At 32.9% G+C, this 23,665-nt stretch carries 17 protein-coding genes; 7 read left to right on the top strand and 10 right to left on the bottom strand.

The features are described from left to right. On the bottom strand, window positions 1-2,391 hold the full coding sequence (locus AC1DY0_RS16285) for a 3-hydroxyacyl-CoA dehydrogenase/enoyl-CoA hydratase family protein (protein ID WP_477189642.1): 2,391 nt from the start codon (window positions 2,389-2,391) through the stop codon (window positions 1-3). Window positions 2,392-2,533: 142 nt separating this feature from the next. Beyond that, complete coding sequence (locus AC1DY0_RS16280) at window positions 2,534-3,013, bottom strand: MarR family winged helix-turn-helix transcriptional regulator (RefSeq protein WP_477189641.1); 480 nt, start codon at window positions 3,011-3,013, stop codon at window positions 2,534-2,536. 476 nt (window positions 3,014-3,489) lie between these two features. On the opposite strand from AC1DY0_RS16280, the gene AC1DY0_RS16275 reads away from it, so the two are divergent. Further along, on the top strand, window positions 3,490-5,520 hold the full coding sequence (locus AC1DY0_RS16275) for an AAA family ATPase (RefSeq protein ID WP_477189640.1): 2,031 nt from the start codon (window positions 3,490-3,492) through the stop codon (window positions 5,518-5,520). Between the two features lie 58 nt (window positions 5,521-5,578). Here the strand turns inward: AC1DY0_RS16275 and AC1DY0_RS16270 are convergent, their stop codons facing one another. The 6 genes from AC1DY0_RS16270 to purL form a co-directional block, all read right to left on the bottom strand. Next, window positions 5,579-6,628, bottom strand: a complete 1,050-nt coding sequence (locus AC1DY0_RS16270) for a proline iminopeptidase-family hydrolase (RefSeq protein ID WP_477189639.1) — start codon at window positions 6,626-6,628, stop codon at window positions 5,579-5,581. A 102-nt stretch (window positions 6,629-6,730) separates the two neighbouring features. After that, window positions 6,731-8,512: an AMP-dependent synthetase/ligase gene (locus AC1DY0_RS16265; RefSeq protein ID WP_477189638.1), complete on the bottom strand. Its 1,782-nt coding sequence runs from the start codon at window positions 8,510-8,512 to the stop codon at window positions 6,731-6,733. Window positions 8,513-8,751: 239 nt separating this feature from the next. Next, window positions 8,752-9,195, bottom strand: coding sequence for a hypothetical protein (locus AC1DY0_RS16260; protein ID WP_477189637.1), 444 nt, complete (start codon window positions 9,193-9,195; stop codon window positions 8,752-8,754). Window positions 9,196-9,304: 109 nt separating this feature from the next. After that, on the bottom strand, window positions 9,305-10,189 hold the full coding sequence (locus AC1DY0_RS16255; protein WP_477189636.1) for a hypothetical protein: 885 nt from the start codon (window positions 10,187-10,189) through the stop codon (window positions 9,305-9,307). 350 nt (window positions 10,190-10,539) lie between these two features. Then, entirely contained in the window at window positions 10,540-11,307 is a 768-nt protein-coding gene (locus AC1DY0_RS16250) for a DUF3667 domain-containing protein (protein WP_477189635.1), read from the bottom strand. A 137-nt stretch (window positions 11,308-11,444) separates the two neighbouring features. Beyond that, window positions 11,445-15,098, bottom strand: coding sequence for a phosphoribosylformylglycinamidine synthase (gene purL, locus AC1DY0_RS16245; RefSeq protein WP_477189634.1), 3,654 nt, complete (start codon window positions 15,096-15,098; stop codon window positions 11,445-11,447). Window positions 15,099-15,397: 299 nt separating this feature from the next. Between purL and AC1DY0_RS16240 the strand changes: the two genes are divergently transcribed. Then, on the top strand, window positions 15,398-16,246 hold the full coding sequence (locus AC1DY0_RS16240; protein ID WP_477189633.1) for a helix-turn-helix domain-containing protein: 849 nt from the start codon (window positions 15,398-15,400) through the stop codon (window positions 16,244-16,246). Window positions 16,247-16,306: 60 nt separating this feature from the next. After that, complete coding sequence (locus AC1DY0_RS16235; RefSeq protein WP_477189632.1) at window positions 16,307-16,921, top strand: DUF417 family protein; 615 nt, start codon at window positions 16,307-16,309, stop codon at window positions 16,919-16,921. A 150-nt stretch (window positions 16,922-17,071) separates the two neighbouring features. Here the strand turns inward: AC1DY0_RS16235 and AC1DY0_RS16230 are convergent, their stop codons facing one another. Next, window positions 17,072-17,191: a T9SS type A sorting domain-containing protein gene (locus tag AC1DY0_RS16230; RefSeq protein ID WP_477189631.1), complete on the bottom strand. Its 120-nt coding sequence runs from the start codon at window positions 17,189-17,191 to the stop codon at window positions 17,072-17,074. Between the two features lie 334 nt (window positions 17,192-17,525). Between AC1DY0_RS16230 and AC1DY0_RS16225 the strand changes: the two genes are divergently transcribed. Continuing rightward, a complete protein-coding gene (locus AC1DY0_RS16225) occupies window positions 17,526-19,613 on the top strand; it encodes a response regulator (protein ID WP_477189630.1) in 2,088 nt (695 codons plus the stop codon). 32 nt (window positions 19,614-19,645) lie between these two features. On the opposite strand, the gene AC1DY0_RS16220 is transcribed toward AC1DY0_RS16225, so the two are convergent. Further along, window positions 19,646-21,157 (bottom strand): hypothetical protein, encoded by a 1,512-nt coding sequence (locus AC1DY0_RS16220; protein WP_477189629.1) that lies wholly within the window; start codon window positions 21,155-21,157, stop codon window positions 19,646-19,648. Between the two features lie 145 nt (window positions 21,158-21,302). On the opposite strand from AC1DY0_RS16220, the gene AC1DY0_RS16215 reads away from it, so the two are divergent. The 3 genes from AC1DY0_RS16215 to bshB1 all read left to right on the top strand — a co-directional run bounded on the left by AC1DY0_RS16215 (window position 21,303) and on the right by bshB1 (window position 23,607). Further along, a complete protein-coding gene (locus tag AC1DY0_RS16215; RefSeq protein ID WP_477189628.1) occupies window positions 21,303-21,728 on the top strand; it encodes a PaaI family thioesterase in 426 nt (141 codons plus the stop codon). 4 nt (window positions 21,729-21,732) lie between these two features. After that, window positions 21,733-22,809: a chorismate-binding protein gene (locus AC1DY0_RS16210; RefSeq protein WP_477189627.1), complete on the top strand. Its 1,077-nt coding sequence runs from the start codon at window positions 21,733-21,735 to the stop codon at window positions 22,807-22,809. Between the two features lie 81 nt (window positions 22,810-22,890). Beyond that, window positions 22,891-23,607, top strand: coding sequence for a bacillithiol biosynthesis deacetylase BshB1 (gene bshB1, locus AC1DY0_RS16205; RefSeq protein ID WP_477189626.1), 717 nt, complete (start codon window positions 22,891-22,893; stop codon window positions 23,605-23,607). Window positions 23,608-23,665 lie beyond the last annotated feature (58 nt).

Below are 23,665 nucleotides of genomic sequence, written 5' to 3'. Positions count from 1 at the left end.
TTAATTTCTTAGTGGTTTCCCTTTTGTTAACATGAACTGTATCCTTTCCAATGTTTTTCTTTCGGTACAAAGTGACAAGAAAGCTTCACGTTCGATATCCAATAAATATTGTTCAGATACTAGAGTCGCTTCAGATAAATCACCACCAGCCATAACGTAAGCTAGTTTGTTGGCGATTTTTTTATCGTGCTCAGAAATATATTTTCCAGCTTCCATTTGATCTGTTCCAACTAAGAACATTCCCAATGCTTGTTTACCTAAAACCTTAACATCAGTTCTTCTAATAGGTTGTGTATAACCTGCTTCAGCCATTAATAAAGCATGTTTCTTAGCTTCGGCAATTTGACGGTCTTTGTTTACTACAATTATATCTTTACCATGTTGTAAAAGTCCGGTATCAAAAGCTTCGTAACCTGAAGTCGATACTTTTGCCATAGCGATAGTCAAGAAATATTCTTGAAGCACGTTCAATTCCACATCGTTTTTATGGAATAAATCAGAAGCTCTTAAAGCCATTTCTTTAGATCCACCACCACCAGGAAGTACACCAACACCAAATTCAACTAATCCCATATACGTTTCTGCAGCGGCAACCACTTTATCAGCATGTAAGCTCATTTCGCAACCACCACCAAAAGTCATTCCGTGAGGAGCAACAACAACAGGAATTCCTGAATAACGTACACGCATCATAGTGTCTTGGAACATTTTGATAGCCATGTTCAATTCGTCATATTCTTGCTCCACCGCCATCATGAATATCATTCCGATATTGGCACCAACAGAGAAATTCGCTGCTTGATTTCCAATAACCAAACCTTGGTATTCTTTTTCGGATAAATCTATCGCTTTATTGATCGCAGCTAAAACGTCACCACCAATAGTATTCATTTTGGATTGGAATTCTAAGTTTAAAATTCCGTCACCCAAATCTTGGATGATAGCTCCACTATTGCTCCAAACTTTTTTGCTTTCGCGAATGTTGTTCAGGATGATGAATGCATCTTGTCCTGGAACTTTAGTTTGCGATTTCGTTGGAATATTGTAGAAATAAGTAGCTCCTTCTTTTACCGTATAAAAACTAGTGCTTCCAGAAGCAATCATTTCGGTAACCCAAGCAGCAGGCTCAAGACCTTCCGCTTTCATGATTTCTATTCCATTTTGAACACCAATGGCATCCCAAATTTCGAATGGACCATTTTCCCATCCAAAACCTGCTTTCATGGCATCGTCTATTTTGTATAACTCATCAGAGATTTCAGGAATACGGTTGGAAACGTAAGCGAACATTCCAGAGAAACTTTTTCTGTAGAATTCACCTGCTTTGTCTTTTCCTTTAACTAAAACTTTAAATCTGTTGATTGGTTTGTCGATTGTTTTTGTTAATTCCAAAGTAGCGAAAGAAGCTCTTTTGGCAGGACGATATTCAAGAGTATCCAAGTCCAAAGAAAGAATGTCTCTATCTACTTTTTTGTAGAAACCTTGGCCTGTTTTACTTCCGTACCATTTGTTTTCCATCATTTTGTTTACAAATTCAGGAAGTTTGAACAATTCGTGTTGTTCGTCTGTTGGGCAGTTTTCGTAGATTCCGTTGGCAACATGTACCAAAGTATCCAATCCAACAACATCCACAGTTCTGAAAGTAGCCGATTTTGGACGACCAATAACCGGTCCTGTCAATTTATCTACTTCCTCAATGGTCAATCCCAATTCTTTTACCAAGTGGAATAAACTTTGGATTCCGTAAATACCAATACGGTTTCCGATAAATGCCGGAGTATCTTTGGCAACAACCGAAGTTTTACCCAAGAATTTCTCTCCGTATATGGTTAAGAAGTCTAAAACCTCAGAAGAAGTTTGCGGACCAGGAATAATTTCGAATAATTTTAAGTAACGCGCAGGGTTAAAAAAGTGAGTACCGCAGAAATGTTTTTGGAAATCTTCGCTGCGTCCTTCGCTCATGAAGTGAATCGGAATACCAGAAGTGTTTGATGTTACCAAAGTTCCCGGTTTTCTGAATTTTTCAATTTGCTCAAAAACCAATTTCTTGATGTCCAAACGCTCCACAACCACTTCGATGATCCAATCCACATTGGCAATCTTGGCCATATCGTCCGTAGTGTTTCCAGTCGTGATTCTGCTTGCGAATTTTTGGCTGTAAATAGGAGAGGGCTTCGATTTTAATGAGTTGGCCAAATGTTCGTTTACCACACGGTTGCGAACAATTTTACTTTCAAGTGTAAGCCCTTTTTTGGCTTCGGCATCAGTCAATTCTCTTGGGACAATATCCAAAAGCAGGACTTCGACTCCAATGTTGGCAAAATGACAAGCAATTCCCGAACCCATAATTCCGGATCCGATTACTGCTACTTTTTTAATGGTGCGTTTCATATAAAGTTAATATTTAAATTTTGGTAATATGGTATCTCCATGATTAATTTTATTAGTGTTTATAAATGAAAATCATGGCGATTTCATACTTAGTTACTATTTTTTTTTAATTGAATATGTTATCGCAATTCTTCATTAGTTTTTAATGCTTTTGAATCTTGGCGATATCATCATTATCGTTTTCTGGTTGATTAAATATGTTTTTATTCTGAATTAGTTCGTTGATGATTTCTGCTACTTCTATGAAATTGTTTATTTTTTCTTCCGAGATATGTTTTCTAACGGATTCATTAAATCTTAAAACAGTATTTCTAGAAAGCTCTCTTTTTTCTTTACCGAAATCAGTTAGATAGATCAAAACTCCTCTGCCGTCTTCTGGATTTTTCTTCCTGATGATTAATCCTTTTTCCTCCATCGATTTTAAGGTTCTGGTCAAGCTCGTAGCTTCCATTCCCATTCTTGGCCCTAATGCCGTTGAAGGTGTTCCTTCTTCTCTATCGATGCTTAATAGGGCAAATCCAGTTGCCATTGTTGCGTCATATTTATTGGCTTCCTCGTTGTACATTCTTGATACGGCTTGCCAAGTTGCTCTTAGGATATAATCTATTGTTTTGTTTTTCATATTTTACTATATCGTTTTCAAATGTAATAAAAAAAATACTATGCGTGCATAATAAATTTCATTTTTTTTTAATTTTTTATAAATATAAATAAAAAACTCCTTTGAAATAAGGAGTTTGGTAAATATTATGCATGCGTAATAAATTGCGATTTTTATTTATTAATTAGTGATCTGGATGATCCGTTTGATGTTTTTCAATGGAGATACCAATGTTGATTTGAAGCCCATTGACCTATTCAAACAGCGACTGGTTTCGGATTTTTTGTTTGATTTGCAAGAGATAAACGGAATTATTAGCTGTTTATGGATTTCTGTAATTGTATGAAATTTATTGTAATTATATTTGAGAAAAACTGATTTTAAGTTTAATTAGAAAAAATACAATTTAACAAGTAAAATATTGGTAAGTTGAGAGTTGGAAGAAGTTGAATGAGGAGTTGGATTTGTTTTTTAGACAGATTATAAAAGATAAAATTATGAAACATACTTATGATTTAATTATAGAGAATTCTGAAAAGTTTAAAGATTATTTTTTAAATGATGAAGATCATTCAATAAAATATTTTCCAAAATTTAATTCTATAAATATAATTGTTGGAGCGAATAATTGTGGTAAAAGTAGATTTATGAGACAGTTGATGTCTCTAAATTCATATGTTGGAATTAATGATTTATTGCTCAGAAGAGAACTTATTGATGAGTACAATTTACATGTTGAAATTTTTAATAGAGAAAAAATACAAACTTTTTTAGATAAGTATAATGCTCGAATTTATAGAAGTGCTGTAGGAGGAGTAAATATAGACCCGAAAGTTGACAAAATTCAAAGAAATAGGCTTGTTAAATTGAAAGAAGATAATTTTGTCTCTGTTATCAAAGATAACAAAAATAGGCTTGATGAAATGGTTCGTTATACAGATATGCAAGAAGATTTTTTGAAGAATTATTCTAAAATAGAAGTAACATATACGAAAGAATTTAAGCCTAAAAAGTATTATATACCAACTTTAAGAACGGCACATTCACTATTTCAAATAATAAAATATGGTTCAGAAAAGAAATTAGATGTACCAGGTACAAATGATTATGAAAAGATTGAAAAAGATATATTTCTTCATACTTATCTGCAAAATTATAGAATAGATAACAGTGTTCAAATTTTTACTGGACTACATTTATATAGAGATATATTGAATTCAAGAAATTCAGAAAAAGCCATAAGAATTCAGTTTGATAATTTTGAAAAATTTTTAAGTGCCAATTTTTTTGATAGCAAACAAATTGACATTGTAGCAAAATTCGATAAAAATGATAATGAAAAAGGAATTAATGAATCCGAATTAATTCTTATACACGTTGAAGGGGATAAAGAAACTAAAAAGCTATATGATTTAGGTGATGGTATCCAAGCATTAATTGTACTAATGTATAAGATCTTTATGGCGGATCCTGAATCGTTTATTTTTATTGATGAGCCAGAACTTAATTTGCATCCAGGAATGCAAAGATTGTTTTTAGAGCAAATTACATCTAATAAAGATTTAACGAATAAGAACCTGAAATATATAATTAGTACTCATTCAAATCATTTTTTAGATCTAACAATTGAAAAAGAAAATGTTTCTATTTATTCATTTTCTCCAAGAAATAATGAATTGAATGATAAACAGTTTACTATAAAAAATGTAAATAGAGGTGATAACAAATTGCTTAAGGAATTAGGAGTGAATAATTCATCTGTTTTCATGGCCAATTGTAGTATTTGGGTTGAAGGAATATCTGATAGAAATTATATAAAGGCATTTTTAAAATCATATACAGATTATCTTTTAAAAAATGATAAGAAAAAGTATGTCAATATAAAAGAGGATATCGATTTTGCATTTTTTGAATATGCAGGTTCTAATATTGATCATTATATTTTTGATGATAAAGTGGAAAAAGAAGATGTACAGGTTGTTTTAAAGGACATAAAAGCTTTGGCAATTAGTAATAGAATATTTCTTTTAGCAGATTCAGATGCATCTAAACAAAGTAGTAAAAAAGGAATTAGATTGAAAGAGTTAGAAGATGCAAAAACAGATAATTTTATTCCTAAAGTTATTTGGAATATAAGAGAGGTGGAAAACCTTTTGACCAATGAAACGTGGAAAGAAATTCTAATTGATCTTTGTAATAAAACGTTAGTCAAGTCACATAAAGATGAAATTTTAATAAAAATTGAAGAAGYATTATCCGAAGTTAATTATTCAGATTTTGCGAAAAAATATGTTGGAGAATTTCTAGAAGAATTAAGAAAAAAAATGGGTAATATTTCAAAAAAATCCATTCTTAATCAATCTAATTACGAAGTGAAACCAGATGATTCCTTTGGAACAATTGTTAATAAACGTGAATTAAGCGAGTTAGTTTTTGATAAAAATTTTTCATGGGAAATTTTGTCTAAGAATAAAGAAATTGAAAACTTAACCACAGAAATTTATGATTTTATAACACAAAAAAAATAAACAGAAAATCATGATTATGGATTATGATTTTCTGTTTAATGAAGTAGATTGATTTTTATTATCTTTTCTTAAAATCCCCATTATCCACATCTCTCAAAAACTGAATGACTCCTTTGAAATAGTTTTTCTGGTCATCGTATTGCGAAAGGTGGCTTCCGTTAGGGCAATATAAAAATCGTCCGTTTTGCACTTCATGAGACATCCATTCCATGTGTTTGGGATCCATCGTATCGTATTTGGCGCCAATAACCAAAGTAGGAACGCTAATCGTTTTGAGTCGGGCAGTGACATCCCAATCTTTTAAAGTGGCATTTCCGGTAATTCCAAATTCACTTGGACCTTGCATATACACATACACATTTGGGTTGATGTGTTTGAAACATCTATTTATGGATTCTGGCCATTTGTCAATTGGCATTCTTAAAATATGCTCTGTATAATAATATTTAAAAAGTAGTTCGGTGTATTTTGGATTGGTATAATCTTTGTTTTTTTCAAATGTTTTAATCTGCTCAAAAACAGCTTTTGGAAGTTTTGGGCCAAGAACTTCATCTGCATATTTATTGTAAGCAGGTGCACTGGCCATCATATTGGAAATGATCAGTCCTTTGAGATTCTTTTGATATTTTAAAGCGTATTCCATCGCAAGGATTCCGCCCCAAGATTGTCCCAAAACATAAAAATTGGTATTGTCGCAACCTAGTGCTTTTCGAACCTGTTCCACTTCTTCCACAAATCGTTCGTTTGTCCACAGACTGTTGTCATTAGGCTGATCACTGTAATAAGAGCCTAATTGATCATAGTAGATGTATTCAATGCTTTCGTTTGGGAAATAGCCGTCAAATGACTCATAGAGCTCGTGAGTGAGACCTGGGCCTCCGTGAAGCAATAACACTTTGATGGTTGGGTTGTTTCCCACTGTTTTTGTCCAAACTTTGAAAGTTCCTTTTGGAGTGGTGATAGGAATCATTTTGATGCCGCCTGTAAATTGATCGTCTCTTTTGGAGAAATCCAGATAATTGGCTTTAATGGTATCTTCGGTTTTTTCTTTACATCCTACAATCATAAAGAGGCTGATGAAAAGCATTGTGTAGATTCTGATTCTCATAATATTTTTTTAAAATTATAGTGAAGGTAAGAAGTTTTTAAATACAAAAAAAAAAGTCCCGATAGTAAATATCAGGACTTTGAGGTTTTAAGTTATAAAAGGCTACAGTGGGTGACCGTATATTTTTTCATATTGCTTTTTATAAATTTCCAATATAATTTTTCTTTTTAATTTTAGGGTAGGAGTAAGATGTCCGCCGTCAATGGACCAAACTTCGGGTGTTAATTCGAAACGCTTTACTTGTTCCCAATTTCCAAATTTCGGATTGATATGATCAATTTCTTCCTGAATACGCGCAATTACTTTTGGATTTGAAATTATATCTTGGTTTGTCTTTCCAACTTCAATTCCATGTAGTTTTTCCCATTCTTTTATGAACTCAAAACTAGGTTGAATGAACGCAGCTGGCATTTTTTCTCCATCACCAATAACCATAATCTGCTCGATAAAACGCGATTGTTTCATGGTGTTTTCAATAATTTGTGGCGCAATGTATTTACCTCCCGAAGTTTTAAACATTTCTTTCTTGCGGTCAGTAATGGTCAAAAATCCATTTTGATCAACATTACCAATATCTCCCGTATGGAAATAACCGTCGATGATAGTTTCTGCTGTTTTCACAGGATCTTTGTAATAACCCATCATAACGTTTGGACCTTTGCAAAGAATTTCACCGTCTTCGGCAATTTTTACTTCTACATTGTCAATGGCTTTTCCGACAGTTCCAACTTTGAAACCTCTGTTTCTCATGTCATTTACAGTAATTACTGGAGAAGTTTCGGTTAATCCGTAACCTTCCATAACTGGAATTTCGGCAGCTGCAAATACGCGTGACAACCTTTTTTGTAAAGCGGCACTTCCAGAAACCATTAAATCTAAGTTACCTCCCAGACCTTCTTTCCATTTACTGAAAATTAGTTTGCGGGCAATTTTTAATTGGAATTCATACCAATAACCATTGGCTCCATAAGGCTCGTAACGCAGTCCTAAATCGATGGCCCAAAAGAAAAGCATTTTTTTGATTCCTTTCAATTCAGTTCCTTTTGCAAGAATGCTATCGTATACTTTTTCCAAAAGTCTTGGCACGGCAGTGATTACGGTTGGTCTTACTTCTTTTAAATTACTGCTGATTTTGTCTATGGATTCTCCAAAATATACAGAGACACCATAATATTGGTACAGATATAAAATCATTCTTTCGAAAATATGACAGATAGGAAGGAAGCTCAATGCCACACTTTTCCCAGCCTCAAAAGGAATTCTGGACGCACTGTTAAGCACGTTTGAAACAATATTTCTATGAGAAAGCATAACTCCTTTTGGTCGTCCTGTTGTTCCCGATGTATAAATGATTGTTGCTAAATCATCAGATTTTACATTGTTCTTTCTATCCTCAACAACATCTTGATTACTTTTGTCCGCGCCTAGATTTAATAATTCTGTCCAGTTTCTGCATCCTCCAATTTCATTGAATGAAAAAACATCTTTTAATGAAGGTACATTCGCTTTTATATTGCTTACTTTATTGTATACCTCAATATCCGAAACAAATACATACATAGCCTCAGAATGATTTAGAATATATTCATAATCCTCTTGAGCAATAGTCGGGTAGATAGGTACATTTTGGGCACCGGTTTGTAAAATACCAATATCCATAATATGCCACTCCGTTCTATTATTGCTTGAAATGATAGCGATTTTGTCATCTTTTTGGATACCCATTCTTAGCAATGCCCTAGAAATTGCATTGGCCTTATCAAGATATTCCTGGGTTGAGGTTTTCACCCAAACACCATCTTGCTTCGTAACCAAAGCATCTAATTTGTTGTAATTTTCTAGCTGATAGTAAGGAAAATCAAAAAGACGGGTAATCGTTCTCATTGTATGATTGTTAAATTTTTTCGCAAATTAAATAAAAATTAATAATAATTTTTATTTTCCAATGATTAATTACGATTAATATAATTACATTATTGGTAATCAACGAAATCGATTTCTTAAAATTGTATAAATTAAATGAATTGTACGATGAAAAGTGCTTTTTTGAATTAGTTTAGGAGCAAAATAACTTGTGAAATAGAGGATTTACAAGTATTTACGATTTTCGATTCGTTATATTTTTATTCAATATATTCTTTTACTCTCTCTCCAGAAATGAACATTTTCTTTTTGTCATAATGAATTGAAAAGGACTGTAAAATCCACTCGTTTTCCTCATCCGATTTGGATTTGGCTGTATCACTTTTTTTGTACCAAAAAGAATATGAAGCACTATTGAATCCTTCTTTGAAAATAGGAACTCCAGATTCAGAACATTCGATTCCCCAAATGATGTTTTCTTTGACAAGATCTTCATTTTGCATAATTCCTGTGCCATCTGGATTGAGGATTGTCGTAGGTTCAACTTGATTTACATAAGTATAAAGACCAGTAACAGGATAACCAATAACCGTAGCGATATAGTGGTCCTTGTCTTTGTTTCTGATTTTGGTAACTTTAAGTTGAGCATAAGAATGTGTCGCACTCAATACAAGTGCAGCAAGCAATAAAGTAATTTTTTTCATGGGTGTAGGTTAATTTAAAAAGTCTAAAAAGCAAGGGGCGTTGCTTTTTAGGTTAAAGTTATAGTGTTTATTCTTTGGCTAAGATACAAACGGAATTTTAGATAAAAAACTACAAATAGGTATAATTATATAAATTTAAAAATCCTTCAAGAAACTCCTTGGTACCTTTATTGTTATAAAGATAGGTTATCATTTTTTTCTCGATCACGTTTCCGTTTTCGTCCAGTTTATATGTTATAATTATTTCTTGATTTGGATATTTTGTATTGTTATCCGAATTGATTGTAGTTATGTTAATTAGCCTGTTATTGCGGTCGTATTTGTAAATGTTTTTATGGGATAAAATATCCGATTTAAAAGTATTTATTTCTTTTACTAATGCATTAGAATCGTAAATGTATTTTGTGGTTAAATTTGTTGATTGATAATCAATCTGGTAAATTTGATTGTCATCATTGAAATGATAAAAGTATTCTTTTTTGGTAGTTGTCTTTTTTGGTGAACTTTCGGTGACTTCTTCTCCTTTGTACAAAATGTTTTTCTTTTGGACATATTTGTAATCTGCCGAAGAAAAAGCTGGAGTTTGAGTTTCATTTTCCAAATTGGTTTCGGTTGTGTCTTTATCTTTGGCTACATTGATAGTCTCAATATCTATATGTGAAATATAACCTTTGTTGGTGTAGCTGAAAAAATGCTTTTTTGAGAGTATGTACTTGTAATTTTGCTCAAATTCTTTGGTTGAGCCTTCAGTGTTAAATTTATAAAAATTATTGATCAATTCAGAATCACCTGTTGTGTTCCCTTTTGCGTTTATCGAAAATTGCTGCTCATGCATTTGAGTTACATTTCCTTTTAGTCCAAGAGTTTTTACATTAGAACCATACAATTCTAACAGGGGATTAGTTTTTAAAGATTCATCTGAAATTTGTGCAAATACTGGATTTATTAAAAGTAGTAGGCTTATAATAAAAAGATTTTTTTTAATGGTATTCATTGGGGGCTTTTGGGGTTATGTTTTTTGCAAATATAATTAATATGACATTGATTTAGGAGCAGAAATATCAGGCTTTTTTGTTAATATCGTCCCGTTTTTCGTTGTAATCTTATAAGCCGAACCCCGGCTTATAAGGATTTCCACTTCAACCGGGGCTAAGGGGAGGTATTTAGCTTTTTTGTTATGATCAAAAAGAAAACAAAATTTCAAACAAAACTTTATGAAAAAACCGTCTCTAAAAATAGTAAGAGACGGGTTGTTATATAAAAAATGATTTCGATTGTTTAAAGTCTTTGCAAATCAAACAAAAAACTAAAATCAAAAACACTTGATATTCAATGAAGTAGCTGTTATAATTTTAAATTAATAGAAGTCTGATTAGTTAAAATATACATAAGAAGAGTAAATAGGGAGACAAACTCTATAAATAGAACCATATAAAACACAAGTATTCTCCAACTAAATCCTAGAATGGAATATTTTTTATAAGCAGCATTAAAATAAGTCCAAAGAGGGAATAAAATAATAAATAAGTAAAAGAATGGTTTAATAAGACTTATAAAGTATTCAATTTTCTCAAACGTGTCCAAAAGTGATAACAAGTTTACGGATAAGCATAAAACTAAAATTCCCAATAAATTAATTCCTCCAATGATGAAATGTTCCGCTAAGTTGAGTTTTAATTTTTTGAAAATTATAAAAGCATTTAAAGCAATTAAAGGAACGAAACCAAACAATAGAATTTTTAGATTATTTGATAAAAAGGTTATAAGTTTTAATCCGCTATCTACATTTTTAGGCACTGATGACGGATTTATTTCATGATGATAATGGACTGTTAAGATGTTTAAACCGATTAACATTAGAATGAGATAAAAAACATTATAGTATTTTACTCTTTTACCTTTAATGTAATCTAATGCCGCTTGTCCAGGCCTTGTAAACGTTTCTTTTATTGTTAGAAAAATACCTTTTTCTAAATGCCAAACACCATGAATAATGTTATGGAAAAAAAAGTGTTTTAGGGTAATGGTATGTGTGTTGTTTTTTTGTCCACAATTTTGGCAATAATTACCGGTTACAGGTTGTTCACAGTTTAAGCATTGATTATGATTCATATAGCTATGTTTTGATTTTGTGAATTTACAAAAAAAATGATTTTATTTAGCTGATAAAAGTAAGAATTTTTAGTTTAAAAAAGAAAAAGCTTTCAGTTGAATTACTGAAAGCTTTTAAAAGTTATATTTTTTGAATTTTACTTTTTCTCAATCCACAATCTGGCATTCACAAAAGCTTCATGCCAAGGAGTAACCTCGTCATTTCTGTCTTTTGGATAATGTGCCCAGTTCCATTGGAAAGTGGAACGCTCAATATGAGGCATCATTACCAAGTGACGACCTGTTTTGTCACACATCATTGCGGTATTGAAAGCTGATCCATTTGGATTGGCTGGATATCCTTCGTAACCGTATTTTCCAACGATGTTGTATTGATCTTCTGCGTATGGCAAATTGAATTTTCCTTCACCATGTGAAACCCAAACTCCAAGAGTGCTTCCTGCCAAAGTCGATAACATCACCGATTTGTTTTCTTGAATTTTTACGGAAGTAAAAATACTTTCGTGTTTGTGACTTTCATTATGATGTAATTTTCCGTGAACTTCATGCTCAGGGTTAATCACTTCCAATTCCATAAATAATTGACAACCGTTACAGATTCCAACAGATAAAGTGTCTTCTCTTTTGAAGAAGTTTTTCAATGCTGTGTTTGCTTTTTCGTTGTATTTGAAAGCTCCTGCCCAACCTTTGGCAGAACCCAAAACATCTGAATTTGAGAATCCACCAACAGCTCCAATGAATTGAATGTCTTCCAGATTTTCACGTCCCGAAATCAAATCGGTCATGTGAACGTCTTTTACGTCAAATCCAGCCAAGTACATTGCGTTAGCCATTTCACGCTCAGAGTTACTTCCTTTTTCACGAATGATTGCTGCTTTCGGTCTTGGTTTTGATGCGTCGATTATAGGTTTTTTTCCTGTGAAATGAGTTGGGAAAGTATAGTTTAATACTTGGTTTTTATAATTGTCGAAACGTGCTTGTGCAGTTCCGTTTTTAGATTGTTTTTGGTCTAACAAGAAAGAAGTCTTGAACCAAATATCTCTGTATTTGGCAATATCCAATTTACAAGGACCAAAGTCTAAAGTTGCTTCACTTGTTGCATTTCCTAATTTGAAGAAAGATACATTGTTGGCGCTCAACTTAGCTTCAACCGTTTCGTCTGAATTGGCTTGGAAAACAACAGCTATATTTTCGGCAAAAAGATATTTGATGATGTCTTTTTCTTCGAAAACAGAGAAGTCAATTTTGGCCCCCAAATTCACATCAGCGAAACACATTTCAAGTAAAGTAGTAATCAAACCACCGCTTCCGATATCGTGTCCTGCTAAGATTTGATTGTCTAAAATTAATTCCTGCAATGTATTAAATGCATTTTTAAAGAATGCAGCGTCTTTAATAGTCGGTGCATCATTTCCGATTGCATTCAGCGTTTGTGCCAATGAAGAACCTCCTAATTTGAAGTCGTCTTGAGATAAATTGATATAATAAATAGAACCTCCATCTTTTTGTAAAACAGGCTCCACTACTTTTCTAATATCGATACAGTTTCCACCAGCAGAAATAATTACCGTTCCCGGTGCGATTACTTCGTCGTTTGGATATTTTTGTTTCATCGAAAGTGAATCTTTTCCAGTTGGAATGTTGATTCCTAATTCGATTGCAAAGTCTGAACAAGCTTCAACGGCCGAATACAAACGAGCATCTTCGCCTGCATTTTTACAAGCCCACATCCAGTTGGCCGAAAGAGAAATACCTTTCATTCCGTCTTTGATTGGAGCCCAAACGATATTTGATAATGATTCAGCAATTGCTGTTCTTGTTCCTGCAACAGGATCAATCAAAGAAGCAATAGGCGAGTGTCCAATTGAGGTTGCAACTCCTTCTTTTCCTTGGTAATCCAATGCCATTACTCCAACATTGTTCAAAGGTAATTGCAAGGGTCCAGCACATTGTTGTTTGGCTACTTTTCCGCCAACGCAACGATCCACTTTGTTAGTCAACCAGTCTTTACAGGCAACAGCTTCCAATTGCAATACTTGCTCTAAGTAAGTTGCTATGTTTTTTACGTTATATTCTAAATTTGAATAATTGTAGTTAATTGTATTGTCGGTCATTACCGTTTTTGGAGAACTTCCAAAGAAATCTTCCAAAGCATAATCCATTGGTTTTAAACCAGTAGTTTTTGATTCGAAAGTAAAACGGTGGTCACCAGTTACATCTCCTACTTGGTACATTGGAGAACGCTCTCTGTCTGCAATTCGTTGTAACGTATCAATATCTTTTTTACCAATAACCAATCCCATTCTTTCTTGAGATTCGTTACCAATGATTTCTTTTGCAGAAAGGGTTGGGTCGCCAACTGGCAATTTGTCCAAATCGATTAAACCTCCAGTTTCTTCCACTAATTCCGAAAGACAGTTTAAGTGTCCACCTGCTCCGTGATCGTGAATGGAAACGATTGGGTTATTGTCACTTTCTACCAAACCACGAATGGCGTTGGCAGCACGTTTTTGCATTTCCGGGTTGGAACGTTGTATAGCGTTTAATTCGATTCCAGAACCAAAAGCTCCAGTGTCTGCCGATGATACAGCTGCACCACCCATTCCAATTCTATAATTTTCTCCACCAAGGATAACGATTTTGTCTCCTTCTTGTGGTTTGTGTTTGATGGCTTGATCTAATTTTCCATAACCAATTCCACCGGCTTGCATAATTACTTTATCGTAACCAATTTTACGGTCATTTTCTTGGTGTTCGAAAGTCAAAACTGAACCTGTGATAAGCGGTTGTCCAAATTTATTTCCAAAATCAGACGCTCCATTTGAAGCTTTTATCAAGATATCCATTGGGGTTTGATACAACCATTTTCTTTCAGTTACAGCATCTTCCCATGGTCTGTTTTCTTCCAAACGAGAATAAGAAGTCATATAAACTGCAGTTCCTGCCATTGGCAATGAGCCTTGTCCACCAGCCAAACGGTCACGAATTTCTCCTCCAGATCCTGTTGCAGCTCCGTTGAAAGGCTCTACAGTTGTTGGAAAATTGTGTGTTTCTGCTTTTAAGGAGATAACCGAATCAAATTCTTTTATTTCGTAAAAATCAGGTTTGTCGGCAGTTTTTGGAGCAAATTGCTGTACTCTTGGCCCTTTTACAAAAGCAACGTTGTCCTTGTAAGCCGAAACAATATCGTTAGGGTTTTCCTGAGATGTTTTTTTGATTAATTTAAAAAGAGAAGTTTCTTTTTCTACACCATCAATAACAAAAGTTCCGTTGAAAATTTTGTGACGACAGTGCTCTGAATTGGCTTGAGAGAAAGCGAAAATCTCTGAATCCGTTAATTTTCTACCTAATTTGGTTGATAAATTATCCAAATATTCTACTTCTTCCTGACTTAAAGCCAAACCTTCAGTTTTGTTATAAGCAGCAATATCATCAATATCCAAAATAGCTTCTGGTTGAATATGAATCGTGAATATATCTTGATTTAACTCAGTATATTTTTGCGAAAGCATAGGATCGAAATCATTGAAATCAGCCGTTGCTTTCTGGAACTCTTCAATGCGAATGATTCCTGAAATTCCCATATTCTGAGTAATTTCTACCGCATTGGTACTCCAAGGAGTAATCATGGTGGCACGTGGTCCAACAAAAAAATCCGTCAATGCGGATTTCTCTATTTTATTTGCGTCGGCAAAAAGCCAGTTGAGTTTTGAAATGTCTTGAGCCGAAATTTCGTTTTGCGTTTGTACGGCAAAAACAGTTTTGCTTTGGTTTTCAAAGAAATGGATCATTGTTGTGTAGTTTGTTGTATTTAACGGTGCAAATTTAGGTTAAATATATAGTAAGAGCAAATGTGAAAAGCAAAGTATTCTGAAAATTTAAAAAGGTAAAAAAACTGCCTGAATCAGCATCCTTTAGTTCGCTGTATTTAGCCTTGTTGTAATAAAAAAGCGCAAATGGGAAATAATTTATAACTTTACAAAAAGAGAAAAATAAACAAGTAAAAAATAGACTTTTACATATATCCAAGCTTTGTGAGTTTTGTATGTTTTGAGTTAGCAGTAATTTTACGAGTAACACAAAATTAAGCATGTTGGATTCACTAATTAAAATCAAACAATTTCAATCATTTACTACGGTAGCCGAAATTAAAACCCCATATTATAACATTATTATGGTTGACGGGGCTTCCTCTTTTTCTGTCGATTTTACGAAATATGAATCAACAGGTAGGCATTTGCTTTTTTTAGCTCCCTATCAGTGTTTGAATTGGCATGATTCTTCGACAGCATTTGCAAATATTATTCAATTTCATGGAGATTTCTACTGTATTGAGTACCACAAAAAAGAGGTTGCATGCAATGGGATTTTGTTTAATAATATATATCAACAGCCTTTTGTAGCGGTTTCTGATCTGGTTTACGATGAGATTAATACGATTATTCAGAAAATGCAGATTTTGGGTCTTTCCGAGTTGAATTCGGATATCTCAATTGTTAAATCTTATCTCCAGCTTATTTTGGCTCTGTGTAGTAAAGAGAAACTGCTAAATGAGGCTTATTTTGTAAAAGAATCAGCTAAACATGACGATATTTTAAATTTCCAATCTTTATTAGACAAGCACTTTCTAGAATCAAAAGAAGTGGAGTTTTATGCTTCCAAATTATGTTTGTCGAAAGATGCGTTCAGTAAAAAAATCAAAAAAAATTTCGGAAAATCTCCGTCTAAACTAATTCAGGAGCGAATTGTGTTGGAAGCTAAAAAACTATTGCATTTAACGTATAAGCCCATCAAGATAATTGCAAGTGAACTCAATTTTGAAGATGAATTTTATTTTAGCAGATACTTTAAAAAAGGAGTTGGTGTTTCACCAAAAAAGTTTAGAGAAGATGTTGGAATTTCTATTGTGGCTAAACAGTCCATGCAAAACCCTATTTAGTCCATTCTTGTATTTTAAATTGTTATATACCTTTGTATTCTAATCAAAAACAATTACGAAATGGAAAGTATCACTAAATTTTTTGCTTCAGGGCAAAGTTATTTTATCGATTTTATAAGGGTTGCAATATTTGTTGTAATGGTTTGGATTGGAGGCTTGAAAGCTTTCAACTATGAGGCCGATGGGATAGTGCCATTCGTTATAAACAGTCCTTTTATGAAATTCTTTTATCATAACACGGGTAATACGGCCAAAAATGATAGAGGAGAAACTGTAGCAGAATATAATTTGTATAAAAATCTAGAAGGCAAAACAGTACAAAAGAATATAGATTGGCATATAAGTAATGGAACCTATACTTTTTCTTATGGTCTGGGATCCGTTATCGTAATTATCGGGCTATCTGTATTGCTGGGTATTTGGTTTCCTAGAATAGGATTTTGGGGAGGGATTTTAACTGCTGGTATGTCAATTACCACACTAACATTTTTAATAACAACTCCAGAAGTTTACGTTCCAAATTTAGGTGGAGATTTTCAGACTCCTCAATATGGTTTTCCATATTTGTCTGGAGCTGGACGATTGGTAATAAAAGATATAATTATGCTCGCTGGTGGGTTAATTATTGCATCTAATAGTGCTCAAAAAATCATAAGCTCTTCTATTAAATCATAAAAACTACCATTTTCGATTTTATTTAGGAAACAGTTTGTTCTGATACACACCTAAATCTGGCGGAAGTGTTCTGCTGATTCCCAGAATATCAAGCGACCATTAAAAAAAGCGACAATTATGTCGCTTTTTTTAATGGTGTTAAACTTTTAATTAGTTGATTATTATCTTTTTATTGATAGATTTTGAATCATCTGTTATTTTAACCAAATAAATTCCTTTTGAAATTGTAGTTATCGATACCGAGAGATTGGTTAATGTTTTCTTTTTCAAAAATGTATTGCTCTAATATTTCTGTTTTACTTCTTAGGTACTACGTTAATCTACTTCCTAGATTATTGCAAGTGTCAGTTGTATCGGAATCCATTGTGTATTCCTAACTATTCTTGAAATGAACGTTTAATTTTCTTAAATGTTTGGAATACACTCAAGTATTGTAACAAAATAGTTTCTGGATTTTATTTTTTAGGGATTTATAAATAAATACTGAATAGTTTTTTTACTATTTTTAGCGCCTCAGTCTAAATGAACTTATGAGGAATTTTATAATCGTTTGTTATTTGTTAAATTGTATTTTTTCTTTTTAGTCATTTCTTAACCCCTTATCATGAATCTTAAAAAAATAGTAAGTACATATTGGAGATTTTTAATTCTGTTGGGCATAACAATTTTATTTGCTCTACTTTTTTCTTATGTTCTTGATTTTTATTTGAATGATAATGTGGATAAAGTTTATGAAAACACTTCGAATGATTTTCAAAAAGAAACAGAAACTATTTTTCTTCAAAATTCAAAAAACCTAACAGATTTAATTAGTATTATTTCTAATTCAGATGAATTGGTTAATGCAGTCAATAGTCAAAACACGAAGTATTTCGATAGTCAGATGACTAAACTGCTTGAATATAATAGGGTTTTTATTGGAGGATATAATTTAGATAAGCAACTGGTTTTTTTTGGTAAAAAAAGAATTAGAATAATTGATTTTGTTCCTGAAAAGAAATTTTCAGAGCTTTATATAAACAAGCATATTCGCTATTATATTAAAAACGAAGATGGTGTTTTTGAAGTGTTTGGTACAATTTTGAATGCTTCAAACGATCCTACAAAAGAAAAAGCACCTTTAGGATATCTTTTTTTAGTTCGAATTTTAGATCAAGGGTATGTTGATTATATTGGAAATTTGACGCATTCTAAAGCCCAATTGTTAACTGATAACACTAATGCGCCAGAAATTAGTTCTAAATTGATTAGAGCCGAAATTAATTTAAAAGACAGCAATAATAAAGTCATTGCGAAACTATTTTTTGACAGAGATTTTGATTTGAATTTTTCTTTGGGAATTAAAAATATTTTGATAGTGTTACTTTTATCAATACTTAGTGTAGTTTTTTTGGGCTATTTATTGAATAAATGGTTTTTTGATCCATTAAAAATAGTGACTTCTTTTCTTGAAATTGGAGATAGAAATGCAATCAATAAATTAAAAAAGTATGGAGGTGAGTTTCGATATATCAGTAAACTTTTTCAAATTAATATCCGCCAAAAAGAACAATTGATATTATCAAGAAACATAGCTGAAGAAAATGGAGAGCTTAAGTCTGCTTTTTTGGCCAATTTATCTCATGAGATAAGAACTCCCATGAATGCTATTGTTGGATTTAGTGATTTAATAAGGAGTCAGAATATAAGCGATGCGGAAAGAGATGAATATTTGATGATTATTAATAAAAGTGGGCATGATTTAGTTTCTATTATTGAAGATCTTATTGAAATGTCAAAAATTGATGCCAATCAAGTTACACCAAAGATTTGTGAAGTTGATTTAGATAAATGCTTTAAAGAATTGCAGGAATCTATAGCGATAACTATACCTAGAAATAAGAAAATAGAGTTGCATATCATTCCTAGTAAAAGTCCTCTAACTCAGCTGATTTTGACAGATGAAATTAAATTAAAGCAAATTATGCTAAATTTAATAGGTAACGCTATTAAATTTACGGATTTTGGGTCTGTTTCTTTTGGATATGAAATCAATGAAGTAGAAAAAATAATTAAACTTACCGTTAAGGATTCTGGTAAAGGAATTCCTAAAGAAGGTTTGCAGTATATTTTTGATCGTTTTAGAACAGTTGATTCAAATTCGACCGCTAAAGCAAGTGGGTTGGGATTAGGTTTGGCTATTTCCAAGGCTTATATTAAGCTTTTGGGAGGGTCTGTAGTAGTCGACTCTGTTGTTGGATTAGGAACAGTGTTTGTGGTAACACTTCCTTTTGAATATGCTGATCCACAATCAATTGTTTTGCCCGAGATTAAAAATAATGTGTCTACTAGTTTAGGGAATGAAATCATTTTGATTGCAGAAGATAATAATGTGAATTTTATATTATTAAAGAAGATTTTAACTGCTAGAAATTACACGATTCTTAGAGCAAGCAATGGGCAAGAAGCAGTAGATATGTGTAAAAATCAGGAAATCAATTTAGTTTTTATGGATATAGAAATGCCTGTAATGGACGGAATTAAGGCTTTTCAAAATATTAAAAATCTTAAACCTAATCTATCTATCATTGCTCAAACAGCACATGCTTCAATAGAAGATGAAGAACGAATATTGTCATTAGGTTTTGATAGTTATATCACTAAGCCTTTGAAAAAAGAAAAAATATTCGAATTGTTAGATGCTTTATTGTAATTAGGGATTACTTAAAAAGTATTTAAAATTATTTATTTAGGAAATGGCTTGTTTTGATAAGCTCCTAAATCGGGAGGTAATGTTCTGGTAATTCCTAGAATATCAAGTGGAATTAAATAAGCCGAATTTCCTTTTGCGAAAGCGGATGAAGTATCGTCGATATTGAAATTATTGATATTGGGATTAAAGAATTTTGGGTCCTTATTGAGAATAATATCATTGTAGTGAACTGGATCGGTGTCGAATTGATAATCTGGATCTTTGGTAACACTAGACTTAATTAAACAATTATTGAATTGGTATTCGAAAGCAGCTCCTGATTTTTTATCCAAAAGCATTTCGTTCGAATACGAACCATAAATGATGCAATTATTGAAAGTTGCTCCAGTAAGGTCTTTGGTTTCTGGAGTGGCACCATCTATATAATTGCTAATATATACCGCCACTTGTTCAGGACTAGACCAGTCATTATTGAAGGTTGAGTGCGTGAACTTGTAATTTCCACCGTAGGTACAGGCTAAGCTGGCTTGCCCTGTGTAATTAATAACAATGTTTTCTCCTTCTATTAAAGCATTTTTGGCTTGAATTCCATAATGGGTGCAATTGTAAATCTGGGTATTTTTTATAGGCATGGTTGTTCCGTCATTGCCTTCGATAAATAGTCCAACTGTAGCGTTTTTGAGTGTTAGATTTTGAATTGTATTATTGGTGCTTCCGTTTTGTAGCCATACAGTACCCCATTGTCCTGGAATATAACCGAAATCAGGTTGCTGACGATCACCACCGAAAAACACTTCATTTTCTAGTTTATCAGTTGTGGATTTGCTACCGTTAATGTGAATAGAAGCGTTTTTGGGTACGATGAGACCGGAATCAGAATGGAAATAAACCTTTGCCCCAGCTTCAAAAGTAACGGTTTCACCTTCGGGAACGGCAGCATATCCATAAATTACATAGGCTTTTTTGTTGGTGAAAATAAGTTCGTTTCCATGAATAGGATCGTTTTTGTCTAAATAAAAACCACTTATCTTTTCATTTCCAATTGGGAGCGTTTCTGTAGTTCCGTCTGTATTGAGGTTTGGGTATAATAGAATGGCGTCTTGTACCAAAGTCACTAATTCCACTTTCTGAAGATTTGCACCACTGTCAAATTCAATTTGGTCGGTATAAAGAAATTCAGTTGGAGTAGTGTTATCGCTTTCTACGGTTGTTTCTATGAAAATATAAAGACTGTCTTTGGCTAATAGTGTAACATTTTCGAACATTTTTCCTTGATTTCCCTGAGCGCCATCAACGCTCATTCGGTATTTTGAGTTTGCTCCATTGGCAAATTTAATGAGCGGTATGTTGATGTCATTTTTGGAATGGTTATACACTTTTAAAGCATACGTACTCGAACTCAAATTGGTAAAAACAGTGTCCAGATAAACGGTGTCTTTTGAAAAAGTTAAATCACCTGTACTGGCTACGGTTTCAAAATCACTACGACAAGAGCAAAATGAAAGTATAATTCCAGTTAAAAACAGTAAGGTGATTCGACGCATTTCGTTTTATTTTTTTGTAAAAATAGCAATAAAATAGATTTTTGGCTTTGTTACGAGGATTAGATTTTTACTTTCTTTAGCATTTCATTTATTTCTTTTTTGAATTATCAATTTAGCGTATTTTTACAATCTTTAAAATCAAGATATGACAATAGATAAAGATAAAATGCTCGAATATTGCAATCAGTTTTCCAAAAACACTTTGATGGAAACACTAAATATCGAGTTTATAGATGCAGGCGATGGATTTCTTGTTGCCAAAATGCCTGTGAATTCATCAGTACATCAACCTATGGGGTTGTTGCATGGAGGAGCTTCAGTGGCTTTGGCAGAAAGTGTTGGGAGTGCAGCTTCTCATTTTTTTATTAATGATAAAAACCAAGAAGTACGTGGTATCGAAATTTCGGCCAATCATCTAAAAAGTATTCGTGAAGGCTTTGTTATTGGTACTGCCCGTATTATCCATAAAGGGAGAAGTTTGCATCTTTGGGAAATTAAAATCACGGATGAAGCTGGGAATTTAGTTTCGCTTTGCAAATTGACAAATATGGTTTTGACGAAAGAGAAATAATGTTATGAATAATTTTTTTGAAAAAGTGATTCAGCAACAACAGCAAAACTTACCTTTTGTTTTGTATATCAAACCCAATTCGGAAATTGTGATTGGAATGTTTCAGCAAAATGATAATTTGTATGATGTAGTTGATTTTACCGAAAAAGGTTTTGTTTTTTCTTCTTTTGATGGACATAGAAATTATATTATTCCTGAAGAGTATTCCGAAATAAAGCGTTTTGCATTTGATAAAAAAGAGGTTTCTGAAAATGAAAAAGAATTTGCTTCTCCCAATGAAATTGTCAAGGCAAATTTTGAAACATTAGTTGCCAAAGGAATTGAGGCAATTCAAGAGTATGAATTTCAGAAAGTAGTTTTGTCCCGAAAGGAAACTGTTTATTTGCTTGATTTTGATTTGGTTACAACTTTCGAAAACCTAGTTCAATTATATCCTGCGGCTTTTGTGTATTGTTTTTTCCATCCGAAGATTGGAATTTGGATAGGTGCAACGCCAGAGCAATTGTTAAAAGTGGAAGATGATATTTTTAAAACAATGGCTTTAGCTGGAACACAAAAAAACACTGGTTATGAGGAGGTTGTGTGGCAAGATAAGGAGAAACAAGAACAGCAATTCGTTACCGATTATATTGTTTCTGAGTTGAATAAAGTTTCAAATTCAATTTTAGTTTCGGAACCTTACAGTATAAAAGCGGGAAGTATTTGGCATATAAAAACAGATATCTCGGGTCAATTAAATTCGACTAAGAATTTAAAAGAAGTTGTTGGTTTGTTGCACCCGACTCCAGCAGTTTGTGGTTTGCCAAAATTGGAATCCAAACAGTTTATTTTGGACAATGAAAATTATGACAGGACTTTTTATACTGGTTATTTGGGTGAACTGAACAGTAGTTCCACATCGGATAAAACCAGTTCTGATTTGTTTGTCAATTTGCGTTGCATGGAAATTGAAATGGATCTAGATTTTAAAACGGTTAAAGCCAATTTATTTATGGGGTGCGGAATCACAAAAGACAGCATCCCCGAAAAAGAGTGGGAGGAAAGCGTAAATAAATCAATGACGATGAAGAGGGGATTTTAGATTGCAGATTACAGTAAATTAGAAATTGAATATTGAGAACATAATTTAGATTTTCTCTTATTAACATTAAAATAAAAATAGATGAAATTAGATATACTTGCATTTGGAGCACATCCCGATGATGTAGAATTAGGATGTTCCGGAACAATCTTAAAAGAGGTTTCCTTGGGTAAAAAGGTTGGAATTGTTGATTTAACCCGTGGGGAACTGGGTACTCGAGGTTCCGCTGAAATTCGTGATCAGGAAGCGAGTGATGCTGCAAAGATATTAGGGGTTTCTGTCCGTGAGAATTTGAATATGAGGGACGGTTTTTTTGTCAATGACGAAAAGCATCAATTGGAAATCATAAAGATGATCCGGAAGTACAAACCCGAGACTGTATTGTGTAATGCAATAGACGATAGACATATCGATCACGGAAAAGGAAGTAAATTAGTTTCGGATGCTTGTTTTTTATCTGGTTTGATGAAAATTGAAACGGTTCTTGATGGTGAAATCCAAAAACAATGGAGACCCAAAGTGGTTTATCATTATATACAATGGAAAAACATAGAACCTGATTTTGTTGTAGACATTACTGGATTCACGGATAAGAAAATCGAATCTATTTTGGCGTACCGCTCCCAATTTTATGATCCAAATTCGAAAGAACCAGAGTCACCAATATCAAGTAAAAACTTCTTGGAAAGCCTGAATTACCGTTCTAGGGATTTAGGAAGGCTAACTGGCGTTGAACATGCCGAAGGTTTTACTGTTGAAAGATATTTGGCAGTCAATAGTTTAGGGGATTTGAAGTAAAAAAGTTTAATTTTTTTTAATTTTTTGTTTGTAGAAGTAAACATTTGTTCTATATTTG

It is taken from the genome of Flavobacterium sp. P1_E4, assembly GCF_056405915.1.
Note: the sequence above shows the minus strand (reverse complement) of the source record. Positions and strands in the feature narration are given on the sequence as shown.

Excerpts from the sequence above, each read along its gene's own strand:
- AC1DY0_RS16285 (WP_477189642.1), bottom strand. The coding sequence starts at position 2,391 with ATGAAACGCACCATTAAAAAAGTAGCAGTAATCGGATCCGGAATTATG.
- AC1DY0_RS16280 (WP_477189641.1), bottom strand. The coding sequence starts at position 3,013 with ATGAAAAACAAAACAATAGATTATATCCTAAGAGCAACTTGGCAAGCC.
- AC1DY0_RS16270 (WP_477189639.1), bottom strand. The coding sequence starts at position 6,628 with ATGAGAATCAGAATCTACACAATGCTTTTCATCAGCCTCTTTATGATT.
- AC1DY0_RS16265 (WP_477189638.1), bottom strand. The coding sequence starts at position 8,512 with ATGAGAACGATTACCCGTCTTTTTGATTTTCCTTACTATCAGCTAGAA.
- AC1DY0_RS16260 (WP_477189637.1), bottom strand. The coding sequence starts at position 9,195 with ATGAAAAAAATTACTTTATTGCTTGCTGCACTTGTATTGAGTGCGACA.
- AC1DY0_RS16255 (WP_477189636.1), bottom strand. The coding sequence starts at position 10,189 with ATGAATACCATTAAAAAAAATCTTTTTATTATAAGCCTACTACTTTTA.
- AC1DY0_RS16250 (WP_477189635.1), bottom strand. The coding sequence starts at position 11,307 with ATGAATCATAATCAATGCTTAAACTGTGAACAACCTGTAACCGGTAAT.
- purL (WP_477189634.1), bottom strand. The coding sequence starts at position 15,098 with ATGATCCATTTCTTTGAAAACCAAAGCAAAACTGTTTTTGCCGTACAA.
- AC1DY0_RS16240 (WP_477189633.1), top strand. The coding sequence starts at position 15,398 with ATGTTGGATTCACTAATTAAAATCAAACAATTTCAATCATTTACTACG.
- AC1DY0_RS16235 (WP_477189632.1), top strand. The coding sequence starts at position 16,307 with ATGGAAAGTATCACTAAATTTTTTGCTTCAGGGCAAAGTTATTTTATC.
- AC1DY0_RS16225 (WP_477189630.1), top strand. The coding sequence starts at position 17,526 with ATGAATCTTAAAAAAATAGTAAGTACATATTGGAGATTTTTAATTCTG.
- AC1DY0_RS16220 (WP_477189629.1), bottom strand. The coding sequence starts at position 21,157 with ATGCGTCGAATCACCTTACTGTTTTTAACTGGAATTATACTTTCATTT.
- AC1DY0_RS16215 (WP_477189628.1), top strand. The coding sequence starts at position 21,303 with ATGACAATAGATAAAGATAAAATGCTCGAATATTGCAATCAGTTTTCC.
- AC1DY0_RS16210 (WP_477189627.1), top strand. The coding sequence starts at position 21,733 with ATGAATAATTTTTTTGAAAAAGTGATTCAGCAACAACAGCAAAACTTA.
- bshB1 (WP_477189626.1), top strand. The coding sequence starts at position 22,891 with ATGAAATTAGATATACTTGCATTTGGAGCACATCCCGATGATGTAGAA.